General features: G+C 70.0%; 11 protein-coding genes. 9 read left to right on the top strand and 2 right to left on the bottom strand.

Annotated elements, in window-relative coordinates:
- Positions 1–475: 475 nt before the first annotated feature.
- From Asi03nite_RS15985 to Asi03nite_RS15945, 9 genes are all read left to right on the top strand, one after another.
- Positions 476–1,492 (top strand): LacI family DNA-binding transcriptional regulator, encoded by a 1,017-nt coding sequence (locus Asi03nite_RS15985; RefSeq protein ID WP_203680545.1) that lies wholly within the window; start codon positions 476–478, stop codon positions 1,490–1,492.
- A gap of 143 nt (positions 1,493–1,635) precedes the next feature.
- On the top strand, positions 1,636–2,946 hold the full coding sequence (locus tag Asi03nite_RS15980; RefSeq protein WP_203680544.1) for an extracellular solute-binding protein: 1,311 nt from the start codon (positions 1,636–1,638) through the stop codon (positions 2,944–2,946).
- A gap of 57 nt (positions 2,947–3,003) precedes the next feature.
- Complete coding sequence (locus Asi03nite_RS15975; RefSeq protein WP_203680540.1) at positions 3,004–3,897, top strand: carbohydrate ABC transporter permease; 894 nt, start codon at positions 3,004–3,006, stop codon at positions 3,895–3,897.
- A gap of 1 nt (position 3,898) precedes the next feature.
- Positions 3,899–4,753, top strand: a complete 855-nt coding sequence (locus Asi03nite_RS15970; protein WP_203680538.1) for a carbohydrate ABC transporter permease — start codon at positions 3,899–3,901, stop codon at positions 4,751–4,753.
- A 19-nt stretch (positions 4,754–4,772) separates the two neighbouring features.
- Complete coding sequence (gene yicI / locus Asi03nite_RS15965; protein ID WP_203680536.1) at positions 4,773–7,034, top strand: alpha-xylosidase; 2,262 nt, start codon at positions 4,773–4,775, stop codon at positions 7,032–7,034.
- A gap of 260 nt (positions 7,035–7,294) precedes the next feature.
- A complete protein-coding gene (locus tag Asi03nite_RS15960) occupies positions 7,295–7,951 on the top strand; it encodes an enoyl-CoA hydratase-related protein (RefSeq protein ID WP_203680534.1) in 657 nt (218 codons plus the stop codon).
- Positions 7,952–8,083: 132 nt separating this feature from the next.
- A complete protein-coding gene (locus tag Asi03nite_RS15955) occupies positions 8,084–10,492 on the top strand; it encodes a phosphoketolase family protein (RefSeq protein WP_203680532.1) in 2,409 nt (802 codons plus the stop codon).
- Between the two features lie 131 nt (positions 10,493–10,623).
- Positions 10,624–11,070, top strand: a complete 447-nt coding sequence (locus Asi03nite_RS15950; RefSeq protein ID WP_203680530.1) for a peptidoglycan-binding domain-containing protein — start codon at positions 10,624–10,626, stop codon at positions 11,068–11,070.
- Positions 11,071–11,321: 251 nt separating this feature from the next.
- Complete coding sequence (locus Asi03nite_RS15945; protein WP_203680528.1) at positions 11,322–11,834, top strand: tetratricopeptide repeat protein; 513 nt, start codon at positions 11,322–11,324, stop codon at positions 11,832–11,834.
- Positions 11,835–11,874: 40 nt separating this feature from the next.
- Here the strand turns inward: Asi03nite_RS15945 and Asi03nite_RS15940 are convergent, their stop codons facing one another.
- A complete protein-coding gene (locus tag Asi03nite_RS15940) occupies positions 11,875–12,630 on the bottom strand; it encodes an energy-coupling factor ABC transporter ATP-binding protein (protein WP_373872118.1) in 756 nt (251 codons plus the stop codon).
- 5 nt (positions 12,631–12,635) lie between these two features.
- The gene (gene cbiQ, locus Asi03nite_RS15935; RefSeq protein ID WP_203680524.1) at positions 12,636–13,388 is read right to left on the bottom strand and encodes a cobalt ECF transporter T component CbiQ; all 753 of its coding nucleotides are present in this window, start codon (positions 13,386–13,388) and stop codon (positions 12,636–12,638) included.

The following is a 13,388-nucleotide window of genomic DNA, read 5'->3' as shown; positions in this document are numbered from 1 at the left end:
ACGCCGCGCCGGCGTGGCCGTTCCGCGATCCCCGCCTGCCGCTGCGGACCCGCGTCGACGACCTGGTCGGCCGCCTTCCGCGACGCCGCGCTGCGGGGTGCGAAGACCGTGACGGTACGGGCCGCCGGCGCCGGGCCGGTGCGGGTGCGGCCGGGGTCGCCGACCGGCCGGGTGATCGGCGCGGCCGGTGTGTCGGACACCGGCGGCGTCTACGCGGACAACGCGGTGAGCGCGCCGCTGGCGGCCGCGACCGGGCGCCGGGACGTCTACCTGGTGTTCGATCCCGGTCTGCGCTGGCGTCGTTCGGTTTCCGGTGAGACTCGCGGCGGGGGGCCTTCTGGGAGCGGGCTCCCCGCCGCGACCCTTCTCGCGGCTGCCCGCCGCGACCCGCGGTATGCGGTTGGTGAGCAGCAGGTAGTTAGGATCGGCGAGGGGAGCGGTCGTGGGCCGGGGCCGGGGTACATGGGGAGGCGCAGTGCCGACGATCAACGACGTCGCCCGGGCGGCCGGTGTGTCGCCCAGCACGGTGTCGTACGTGTTGAGCGGGCGCCGGCCGATCTCCGCCGAGACCCGGGCCCGGGTCCAGGCCGCCATCGCCGAGCTGGGTTTCCACCCGCACGCCGGGGCGCGGGCGCTGGCCAGCAGCAAGACCAACGTGCTGGCGCTGGTGGCGCCGCTGCGCGTGGACGTGAACGTGCCGGTCATCATGCAGTTCGCGACGGCTGTGGTGACGGCCGCGCGGTCGTTCAACCACGACGTGCTGCTGCTGACCAAGGACGAGGGCACCGCCGGCCTGGAGCGGGTGGCGCACAGCACCATGGTCGACGCGCTGATCCTGATGGACATCGAGCGGGACGACGTGCGGCTGCCCGCGATCCGTACGCTCAAGCAGCCGTCCGTCCTGATCGGACTACCCGCCGACCACGCCGGCATCGCCTGCGTCGACCTGGACTTCGAGGCCGCTGCCGCGCTCGCGCTGCGGCACCTGGCCGGCCACGGTCACCGGCGGATCGGGCTGATCGGCGCGTCGCCGGCCGTCTACCGGCGCCAGACGACGTACGCTGACCGGTTCCTGGCAGGCTTCCTGCGGGCCTCCCACGAGCTGGAGCTGCGGACGACCACCCACCCCTGCGAGCCCGGCGCGGACGGGGTGCGGGCCGCCCTGGCCGACCTGGACACCGCATTGCCCGGTCTGACCGCTCTGGTCGTGCACAACGAGGAAGCGCTGAGGCCGTTGCTGGACCTGCTGCACGCCGCCGGGCGGCGGGTGCCGGAGGACGTCTCGATCGTCGCCGTCTGCCCGCGGGACGTGGCGACCGCGATGCCGGTCGATCTGACCTCCATCGACATCCCGGCGCACGACGTCGGGACCATCGCGGTGGAGACCGCGATGAGGTTGCTGGACAACCGCCGTGTCGACTTCACCCGGCTGCTGGAGCCCCGGCTGGTCGAGCGGGACAGCTGCCGCGAAATCTCGCCGTCACACCGTTGACATCTGCATCGATGGTTCCTTAGCGTCTGCGCAAGGCAGTTGTCGAAGCGCTTCGACAAAATCAGCGCATCGTCGAAGCGCTTCGAGAGTTCCCTCCTCCTGTTGCGCCGCACTCCTCGACCAGTCCCCTGGGAGGACACGACATGGCTCTTTCACGACGTGGGCTGTTGGCCGGCGCCCTCGCGACGACCACTTCGATCGCGCTCGCCGCCTGCGGCGACGGCTCCTCCTCCGCGGACGAGGGTGCGGACGCCAAGACCCTCACCCTCTGGCACTACGAGGGCCCGACCAGCGCTATGGGCGTCGCCTGGAACAAGGCGATCGAGATCTTCAAGCGGAAGCACCCGGGCGTCGAGGTGAAGTTCGAGGAGAAGAGCTTCGAGCAGATCCAGCAGAACGCTCAGATGATCCTGAACTCGGACAGCGCGCCCGACATCATGGAGTACAACAAGGGCAACGCGACCGCCGGCCTGCTCTCCAAGCAAGGCCTGCTCACCGACCTGTCGGACCAGTTCGGCAAGTACGGCTGGGACAAGTTGCTCAGCGGCAGCCTGCAGACCACCGCGAAGTACGACGACGACGGCATCATGGGCAGCGGCAGGTTCTTCGGCGTGCCCAACTACGGCGAATACGTCATGGTCTATTACAACAAGGCGCTGTTCGACAAGTACGAGATCGCCGTGCCGACCACGTTCGACCAGTTCACCGCCGCGATGGACACGTTCGTCAAGAACAAGGTCACCCCGCTCGCGGTCGGCGGCGCCGAGTACCCGGCTCAGCAGATCTTCTACGAGCTCGCGCTCGCCAAGGCCGACCGGGCCTTCGTCGACGACTACCAGCTGTACAAGAACAAGGTCGACTTCAACGGCCCGGTGATCAGCTACGGCGCGCAGGCGTTCGCCGACTGGGTGTCGAAGGGCTACCTCGGCAAGGACTCGGCCGGCATCAAGGCCGAGGACATGGGCGTCTCCTGGGAGCAGGGCAAGTTCCCGATCCTGATCTCCGGCTCCTGGTGGTACGGCCGGTTCGTCAACGAGGTGAAGAACTTCGAGTGGGGCACCTTCCTGTTCCCCGGCAACACGCTGCACCCCGGCTCCAGCGGCAACCTGTGGGTGGTCCCGCAGAAGAGCAGGGCCAAGAGCCTGGCGTACGACTTCATCGACATCACCATGTCGCCCGAGGTGCAGAACCTGCTCGGCAACAGCGGTGGCGTGCCGGTCGCGGCGGACCCCGCGGCGATCACCGACGCCAAGAACAAGGAGCTGATCGAGAACTTCACCAAGCTCACCTCGTCCGACGGCCTCGCCTTCTATCCGGACTGGCCGGCCCCGGGCTACTACGACGTGCTGGTGGCCGGCGTGCAGGGCCTGATCAACGGTTCCAAGACGCCGCAGGCGTTCCGTGACGAGATCGCCAAGCCGTACCAGGAGAATCTCGCCGACCTCGGCAAGTGACCGGCGCTGTGACAACCGGGGCGGGCGTCGCCCGCCCCGCTGGAAAGGACCGGGCGCATGGCCGGCAGCACCAAGAACCGCGGGTACGCGGTCTACCTCGTCCCCGGGCTGGTCGCCTCCACCGCGGTGATCGTCGTCCCGCTGGTGATGACGGTCTACATCAGCTTCACCAAGTGGACCGGGATCGGCAGCCCCAGGTGGGTGGGCCTCGACAACTACACCCGGCTGTTCGGGGACGCCAATTTCTGGGCGTCGTTCGGGCACATCGTCCTGCTGATCGTCGCGATGGCGGTGATCCCCACCTTCCTCGGCCTAGTCCTGGCCGCGGTCCTGTTCGACTACGTCGCCAAGCGGTTCGGCGACCGCTGGGCGTCGGTGCTGCGCTCCGGCTACTACCTGCCACAGGTCCTGCCGGTCGCGGTCACCGGCATCATCTGGGGCTGGATCCTGCACCCCGGCTACGGCGCGCTCGACAGGATCCTGGAGTCGGCCGGGCTCGGCTCGCTGGCCCGCAACTGGCTGGGCGACCCGAAGTACGCGCTGTTCAGCGTGATGGCGGTGATGATCTGGTTCCAGCTCGGCTACCCGATCGTGATCTTCATGTCCGGGCTGCAGCGCATCGACCCGCAGCTGTACGAGGCGGCCGACCTGGACGGCGCCACCTGGTGGCAGCGGTTCCGGAAGATCACCATCGCGATGATCCGGCCCGAGCTGTACGTGGTGCTGGTGACCACCACCATCGCGACCCTCAAGATCTTCGGGCAGATCTTCGTGCTCACCCGCGGCGGGCCGAGCAACGCGACGCTGGTGCCGTCGTACTTCGCCTACCAGAACTTCTTCGAGAAGGCCCAGGTCGGGTACGGCTCGGCGATCTCCACAGTCCTCACCGTCCTGATCATCATCCTCGCGACCGTCTTCCTGCGCCTGCAGAACCGTGCCGAGCGGAGCTGAAATGACAGTCACCCCCTCCCGGGCGTCCTTCCGTGCACGGCACCCCACCCGGTTCCTGATCCTGGCCCTACTGCTGGTCCTGCTCCTGCTGGTGGTCGCGCCGTTGCTGGTGGTCGCGATCAACGCGGTGAAGAGCCCGGCCGACTACGCGGCGCACGGCCCGCTGGCGCTGCCCGGCCACCTCCACTGGAAGGGCGTCGTCGACTTCTGGAACCGGGTCGACTTCGGCCTCAAGCTCTGGAACAGCTTCATCACCAGCCTCGTCGTCGCGGTTCTGGGCGTGGTCCTGTCGGTGTGCAACGCGTACGCGCTGGGCGTCGGCCGGGTGAAGGGCCGGATCTGGTTCCTGGTCTTCTTCCTGATCGCCAACCTGCTGCCGCAGGAGGCGCTGGTCTACCCGCTGTACCACCTGTCGAAGCAGCTCGGCCTTTACGACAGCCTGTTCTCGATCATCATCATCTTCACTGTCGTCCAGAGCGCCTTCGGCACGTACCTGCTCACCTCGGTCTACACCGAGTTCCCCAAGGAGCTGCTGGAGGCCGCCTCGATCGACGGCGCCGGCAGATGGCGGGCGCTGTGGCGGGTGGTGGTCCCGGTCAGTCGGCCGACCCTCGCGGTCCTGTTCACGTTCTTCTTCATCTGGACGTGGAACGAGTTCTTCCTGCCGCTGATCTTCCTGATCTCCAACGACAACCAGACCGTCCCGGTGGCGCTCGGCGTGCTGCAGGGCGACCGGTTGATGGACGCCACGACCACCAGCGCGTCCGCGCTGATCGGCATCGTCCCGGCGATGGTCTTCTTCCTCCTCTTCCAGCGGACCCTCACGCGCGGCGTCGCCGCCGGCGCCATCAAGTGATCTTTAGAAAAGGACACCCATGAAGTTCACCGACGGCTATTGGCGCAAGCGCGACGGCCTCACCGTGGTGCACCCGGCGCACTACCTGGACAGCAGCGCCGGACCGGAATCGCTGACCGTCTACGCCGCCACCAAGCGGATCCGGGACCGCGGCGACACCCTGGACGCGCCGCTGATCACGGTTACCCTCAGCGCCCCGATGGACGACGTCGTCCGGGTCACCATCGAACACTTCCAGGGCGGCGCCCCGACCGGCCCGGACTTCGCCATCGCCACCGGGCCGGCGCAGATCGCCGTCACGGACACCTCGTTCACCTCCGGCGCGCTGACCGCCTCGGTGCGCACCGGCGACAACTGGGGACTGGACTTCGTCGCCGACGGCAGACGGCTCACCGGCAGCGGCTGGAAGGGTATGGGCGTCGTCTCCGGCGGCGCCGGCGACTTCGTGCACGAGCAGTTGGACCTCGGGGTGGGCGAGGTGGTCTACGGCCTCGGCGAGCGCTTCGGTCCGCTGATCAAGAACGGCCAGAGCATCGACATCTGGAACGAGGACGGCGGCACCAGCAGCGAGCAGGCCTACAAGAACGTCCCGTTCTACTTCACCAACGCCGGGTACGGCGTCCTGGTCGACCACCCCGGCAAGGTGTCCTTCGAGGTGGCCTCCGAGATGGTCACCCGTACCCAGTTCAGCGTGGCCGGCCAGGCCCTGTCGTACCTGGTGCTCCACGGACCCACCCCGGCCGACGTGCTGCGCAGGTACACCGCGCTGACCGGCCGGCCGGCGCTGCCCCCGGCCTGGTCCTTCGGCTTGTGGCTGACCACGTCGTTCACCACCTCCTACGACGAGGAGACGGTGAACAAGTTCGTCGACGGGATGGCCGACCGGGACCTGCCGCTGTCGGTGTTCCACTTCGACACGTTCTGGATGCGCGAGTTCAACTGGTGCGACTTCGCGTGGGACACCCGCACCTTCCCGGACCCGGCCGGCATGCTCGAGCGACTCGCCGGCAAGGGGCTCAAGGTCTGCCTGTGGATCAACCCGTACATCGCGCAGCGCTCGCCGCTGTTCGCCGAGGGCAAGGCCAACGGGTACCTGGTCCGGACCGCCTCCGGCGACGTCTGGCAGTGGGACCGCTGGCAGGCCGGGATGGGCCTGGTCGACTTCACCAACCCGGACGCCCGCGCCTGGTACGCCGGCAAGCTGCGCGCGCTTGTCGACATGGGCGTCGACGCGTTCAAGTCGGACTTCGGCGAACGCATCCCGGTCGACGGCATCGTCTGGCACGACGGGTCCGACCCGGAGCGCATGCACAACTACTACACGCAGCTCTACAACCGGGTCGTCTTCGACGTGCTGCGCGACGCCAGGGGCGAGGGGGAGGCGGTGCTGTTCGCCCGCTCGGCCACGGTCGGCGGGCAGCAGTTCCCGGTGCACTGGGGCGGCGACAACACCGGCACCTTCACGTCGATGGCGGAGAGCCTGCGCGGCGGCCTGTCGCTGATGTCGTCGGGCTTCGGCTTCTGGAGCCACGACATCGGCGGCTTCGAGGGGCTGCCCGACCCGGCGGTCTTCAAACGCTGGGTGGCGTTCGGGCTGCTCTCCTCGCACAGCCGGCTGCACGGCTCGAAGTCGTACCGGGTGCCGTGGAACTTCGACGAGGAGGCGGTGGACGTGCTCCGCTTCTTCACGCACCTCAAGTACCGCCTGATGCCGTACGTGTTCGGCGCCGCCCGGGAAGCCCACCTGACCGGCGTGCCGGTGATGCGGCCGATGGTGGTCGGCTTCCCGGACGACCCTGCGGTGACCTATCTGGACCGGCAGTACCTGCTGGGCGGCGACCTGCTGGTGGCGCCGGTGTTCAGCGAGTCCGGCGAGGTGTCCTACTACGTCCCGGCCGGCCGCTGGACGCACTACCTGACCGGCGAGGTCGTCCAGGGCCCCGGCTGGGTCCGTGAGACGCACGGCTTCGACACCGTCCCGCTGCTGGTCCGTCCGGGCGCGGCGATCCCGGTCGGAGCCCGCCAGGACCGCCCGGACTACGACTACCGCGACGGCGTCACCCTGCGCCTCTTCGAGCCGGCCGCCGGCCGCACCGCCGTGGTCGTCCCGGGCCCGTCCGGCGCCGACACGGTCTTCAGCGTCGTCCGCGAGGGCGCCGAGCTCCGCGTCGGCCGCAGCGGCGAGCCTCTCCCGTGGCGCGTGCAGCTCGGCGGCGACATCACCGAGCTGGCCGCGGAGCAGGACAGCTGCACCCTCACCCTGGACCAGCAGCGCCGCTGACCGGCTGCGGCTCAGGCGGGTTCCGGGGCCGGAGCTCACGGGGCGACGATCAGCGCCGGCCGCCGGTCATCCCGCTCGGCCTCGGCACAAGCGTGCCGCGACGCCTGATCGCCGGACAGGTCGCGGACCGGGCCACGCCGCCCATCATGGCCGGTGCCGGCGGCGTTGTCGGTAGCCCCGGGGGACAGCTTGACCGGTCATGCGGGGTGAGCCACCATGGCGAAGTTACCAGTCGGTAACTTCGCTGAAGGAGGCGTCCAATGCCCACTCTCGACCGCCACGACGACGTGTTCGTGCTGAACCTCGGCGACACCGAGAACCGCTTCCATCCGGACTGGCTCGACGCCGTCGGCCGGGCGCTCGACCAGGTGGAGCAGGCGGACGGGCCGAAGGCCCTGGTCACGACCGCGACCGGGAAGTTCTTCTCGAACGGGCTCGACCTCGACTGGCTGGGCGCCAACGGGGACAGGCTTCCCGGGTACGCCGCGACCGTACAGAATCTGCTCGCCCGGTTCCTGGCTCTTGCGGTGCCGACCGTGGCGGCCCTGCCTGGGCACACCTTCGCGGCGGGGGCGATGCTGGCGCTGGCGCACGACTTCCGGGTGATGCGGGCCGACCGCGGCTTCTGGTGCCTGCCCGAGGTGAACATCGGCATCCCGTTCACGCCCGGGATGTCCGCGCTGATCCAGAGCCGCCTCACTCCGCAGGTCGCGCACGAGGCGATGACCACCGGACGCCGGTACGGCGGCGCCGAGGCGCTCCGGGCGGGGATCGTCGACCACGCGGTAGCCGAGGACGCCGTCGACGCCACGGCCACCAGGATCGCCGCGACGCTGGCGCCCAACGCGGGCCAGACCCTGGGGACGATCAAGAGTCGGATGTATGCGCCGGTCCTCGCCGCTCTGCGAGGGAAGTAGGCGAAACGACCCGGCATGGCGCCGTTTCCCGCGGGTAACGTCCCGATCGGAGGGGCCGAAGGACCCTGCCGCCAGGAGGTTCCGGCGGAGAAGAGTGCTCGACGACGAAGCCTTCAGGGGGAAGGAAAGATCGTGACCGCTGTGCTCGACCACGAGGACCTGGTGCGTAAGCTCGCCCAACCCGACGAGACCGAGGTCGCGGGCCTCGACGCGTGGTGGCGCGCGAACAACTACCTGACCGTCGGACAGATCTATCTGCAGGCCAACCCGCTGCTGCGGGAGCCGCTGCGCCCGGAGCACATCAAGCCGCGGCTGCTCGGGCACTGGGGGACCAGCCCCGGCCTGTCGTTCATCTACGCCCACGTGTCACGGCTCATCAAGACCACCGGCCAGCAGGCGATCTACCTGGCCGGGCCGGGGCACGGCGGCCCGGCGCTGGTGGCCGCCGGCTACCTGGAGGGCACCTACTCGGAGATCTACCCGGGGGTGACCCAGGACGAGGACGGCATGCTGCGGTTGTTCCGGCAGTTCTCCAGCCCGGGCGGCATCCCCAGCCACGTCTCGGTGACCACGCCCGGCTCCATCCACGAGGGTGGCGAGCTGGGTTACGTGCTGGTCCACGCGTTCGGCTCGGTGATGGACAACCCGGACCTGCTGAGCATCGCGGTGGTCGGCGACGGCGAGGCGGAGACCGCGCCGCTGGAGGGCTCCTGGAAGGGCGTCTCCTTCATCAACCCGGAGCGCGACGGCGCGGTGCTGCCGATCCTGCACCTCAACGGCGCCAAGATCGCCGGCCCGACCGTGCTCGCCCGCAAAGATCCGGCCGAGGTGCGCAAGCTTCTGGAGGGCCACGGATACGAGATCATCGAGGTCTCCGGCGACGACCTGCCCGGCATGCACCACCGGTTCGCGCAGGCGCTCGCCGAGGCGTGGGGCAAGATCCGGGCGATCCAGACCGCGGCGCGTGCCGGGGACTGGGACGGTTCCCGGCCGCACTGGCCGCTGATCATCCTCCGTACGCCCAAGGGCTGGACCGGTCCGGAGAAGGTCGACGGCGTGACCGTGGGCGGCACCTGGCGGGCCCACCAGGTCCCGCTCTCCGGGGTCAAGGACAACCCCGACCACCTGCGGCTGCTCGAGGAGTGGCTGCGGTCCTACCGGCCGGAGGAGCTGTTCGACGCGACCGGCGCCCCGTCCGGCCCGGTCCGCGACCTGGCGCCGGAGGGCGACCTGCGGATGAGCGCCAGCCCGCACGCCAACGGCGGCCGGCTGACCAGGGATCTCGACCTGCCGGACTTCCGCGGCTACGCGGTCGCGGTGGAGAGGCCGGCAGCGGGCCGTGCCGAGTCGACCCGCAAGCTGGGCGAGATGATGCGTGACATCTACGCGCGCAACACCGACCGGTTCCGGCTGTTCTGCCCGGACGAGACGAACTCGAACCGGCTCGGCGCCGTCTTCGAGGTCTCCGACCGCGGCTTCATGGAGACGGTCACCCCGGACGACGTGAAGATCAGCCGCTCCGGCCGGGTGATGGAGGTGCTCTCCGAGCACAACTGCCACGGCTGGCTGGAGGGCTACACGCTGACCGGGCGGCACGGCATGTTCGCCACCTACGAGGCGTTCGCCATGGTCAGCGCGTCGCAGACGATCCAGCACGGCAAGTGGCTGCAGGAGGCCTCGCACCTGCCCTGGCGGGCCAAGGTGCCGAGCCTGAACATCCTGCTCACCTCGACGGCCTGGCGCAACGACCACAACGGGTTCTCGCACCAGGGGCCCGGCCTGATCCAGAACGTGCTGACCCAGCGCGGCGACGTGGCGCGGGTGTACCTTCCGCCGGACGCGAACACGCTGCTCTCGGTGGCCGATCACTGTTTCCGGTCCCGGTCGTACATCAATCTGATCGTCATCGACAAGCAGCCGCAGCTGCAGTGGCTCGACATGGAGCAGGCGATCGAGCACTGCGCCAAGGGCGCGGGCGTCTGGGAATGGGCCGGCACCGACGACGGCAACAGCGACCCGGACATCGTCCTGGCCTGTGCCGGCGACGTGGTGACGATGGAGACGGTGGCCGCGGCGCGGATCCTGATGGAGAAGCTGCCACGGCTGAAGGTACGGGTGGTGAACGTCGTCGACCTGATGACGCTGCCGCGGCCCAAGGACCATCCGCACGGCATGAGCGAGACGATGTTCCGCGAGCTGTTCACCGACCACGTGGACGTGGTGTTCTCCTTCCACGGCTACCCGGGCGCCATCCACCAACTGGTGCACGGCCGGCCGGACGCCGACCGGTTCCGCGTCCGCGGCTTCATCGAGCAGGGCACCACCACCACGCCGTTCGACATGACCGTGCGGAACAAGGCGTCGCGCTACCACCTGGTGATGGACGCGATCAACAACTCCCACCGGCTGCCGGGCGGGGCGAGCGAGCTCAAGGCCTGGTGCCAGGCCCAGCTGCGCAAGCACGAGGCGTACGTCGTGGAGCACCTGGAGGACATGCCCGAGGTGCGTGACTGGTCGCTCGGCGACTGGGCCCAGCACTGATCAGTGACGGTCGCAGTGTCTCTCCGCCTAACAAAGTAGGGGCGGAGAGCCACTTCACCCTTTCTTTCGACGACGGATGGCGCGAAGGTGAATGGCATACGCCTACTCGACGTGGAGGAAGGGACTTCCGGATGGCAGATACGCACAGCCGCTGGCCGACGACCAGGCAGGGCTCGACCAGGCATCCCGTGCCCACGCTGCAGTATCTGCTGCGAGCCCGTGGCCACACGGTCACCGTGGACGGCGTCTTCGGCGCCCAGACCGGCGACGCGGTCCCCGCCTACCAGCGCACCCGCGGACTCCCCGACAACGGCGTCGTCTGCGGCGACACCTGGCAGGCGCTGATCGTGGCGGTGGGGCCGGGCGCGTCGGGCAGCGCGGTGCGCGGGGTTCAGCACGAGTTCCGGCAGCGCGCCGGGACGCCGTCCGACCCGGACGGGATCTTCGGGCCGGCCACCGAGTCGGCGGTGCGCGCCTTCCAGTCCGGCGCCGGGCTGACCGTGGACGGCGTGGTCGGGCCGGAGACCTGGCAGGCGCTGGTCACCGGCGTCGCCGGGGAACTGCGGCAGGCCGCCTGATTGGTGTCCTGAGTCGAAATTGACTCAGCACACCAGCGCCGCTACGGCGGGCGCTCGTTGTTCCCGCGCCATGCTCATCCCGCCGAACGCTGGCCGGCGGGATGAGCACGGCGGGCTCCTGGCGTCCGGTACGGCGACGGCGAACAGGAACGGATCCGTGCCACGGCCGACCGGGGCGACGCGGCGCCCTGTGGACGAGGCTGCGATAGCCTGAGCCGATCCTCACACTCGTATCCTCGGGAGCCGCAGCAGTGACGACAGACGTGACGCCCGAACTGGCCGAGGCGATCCAGCGTGGCTACGAGCAGCGCGACCGGTCGAACATGGCGCCCACGATCGCCTACTTCCAGGCGCTGCTCGCGGAGCACCCCGACCACCCCGTCCTCGTGTACGAGGTCGGCGGCGCCTACGACACCGCGGGCCAGGAGGAGACCGCCCGCGGCTACTACGAGCGGGCGCTCGCCCTCGGCCTCGACGGCGACGTCCTGCGCCGGTGTCTGTGCCAGTACGCCAGTACCCTGCGATGGCTGGGCAAGCTGGACGAGTCGCTGGCGGTGCTCGACCGGGCCCGCGGGGAGTTTCCCGACTCCGACTCCGTACGCGTCTTCCGGGCCCTCACCCTCAACGACGCGCGGCGGACGGACGAGGCGGTGGCCGAGTTGCTCACCGTCGTCACCGGGCACGCGGAGGTCACCGACCTCGGCCGGTGGGCGGCCGGGCTGCGCGGTCTCGCCCAATGGCTCGCCGACGGCCGCCCCGAGTAGGAATCCAAACGCCTGGGGGAGCTGCGACCCGTCGCGGACGTCAGGCGCCGGCCGCCGCCGGGTTGAAGCCGAACGGCAGCTCCAGGCGGTGGCCGCGCATCAGCTCGCGGTCGGACAGCAACGCGGCCGTATCGCCGTCGGCGGCGATACGGCCACCGTCCAGGATGACCGAACGCGGGCACAGCTCCAGCGCGTACGGCAGGTCGTGGGTCACCATCAGCAGCGTCACCGGCAGCGACTCGAGGATCTCGGCCAGCTCGCGCCGGCTCGCCGGGTCCAGGTTGGACGACGGCTCGTCGAGGACCAGGATTTCCGGGCGCATCGCCAGCACGGTCGCCACCGCGACCCGCCGGCGCTGGCCGAACGACAGGTGGTGCGGGACCTGGTCGCGGTGCTCGGTCATGCCGACCGCGGCCAGTGCCTCGTCCACCCGGGCGGTCAGCTCGGCGCCGCGCACGCCCAGGTTGGCCGGGCCGAACGCGACGTCCTCGGCGACCGTGGGCATGAACAGCTGGTCGTCGGGGTCCTGGAAGACGATGCCGACCCGGCGGCGGATCTCCGCGATGGCGGCCCGGTCGCCGGGCGTGACCGGCAGCCCGGAGACCTCCACCCGGCCACCGCCGCCGTGCAGGATGCCGTTGAGGTGCAGCACCAGGGTGGTCTTGCCGGCGCCGTTCGGGCCGAGCAGGGCGACCCGCTCGCCCGGGGCGAGGGTCAGGTCGACGCCGCGCAGCGCGGGCCGGCCGTCGGGGTAGGCGTATCGCAGCCCGGTGACCTGGAGAGCGGGAGTCGTCACGCCGATCATGCTAGGACCGCGATGCCGAGCGAGATCAACGGCAGGGTGGCGGCGAGCGCCCACTCGCGGGTCGCCGGTTTCCGCGACTCGGCGTGCGGCAGGCGTCCGGTGTACCCGCGGGACACCATCGCCAGGTAGACCCGCTCGCCCCGTTCGTACGACCGCAGGAACAGCGACCCCACGCCCACCGCGAACGCCTTCACCTGCCAGAGGAACCGCGGGTCGTAGCCGCGGGACAGCCGGGCGATGCGCATCCGGCGCGCGTCGTCGGCGAGCACGTCGATGTAGCGCAGCATGAACGTGGCGATCTGGGTGAACACCGCGGGGACCCGCAGCCGGTCCAGCCCGAGGATCAGGTCGCGCATCGTGGTCGTCGCGGCGAGCAGCAGCGACGCCAGCACGCCGAGCGTCCCCTTGGCGAGGATGTTCCACGCGCCGTGCAGGCCCTCGACCGACAGGGACAGGCCGAGCCAGTCGATGCGCTCGCCGTGCCCGAAGACCGGCAGAGCCACCGCGAGCAGCACGAACGGCAGCTCGATGGTGGCCCGTTTGAGCAGCCAGAGCGCCGGGACCCGGGCCACCGCCGCGACACCGGCCAGCAGGACGAGATAGCCGGCGAACGCGGGGAACTCGGCGGGTGGGGTGACCACCACCACGATCGTGAACAGCAGCACCGCCACGATCTTCACCTCCGGGGCCAGCCGGTGCACCCGGCCGCCCCGGTCGAGGTAGAGCGCGTGGGTGTGCCCCGCCCCCAC

The organism is Actinoplanes siamensis, from assembly GCF_016862395.1.
Taxonomy (GTDB): Bacteria; Actinomycetota; Actinomycetes; order Mycobacteriales; family Micromonosporaceae; genus Actinoplanes; species Actinoplanes siamensis.
This window is presented reverse-complemented; position numbering and strand designations above follow the sequence as displayed.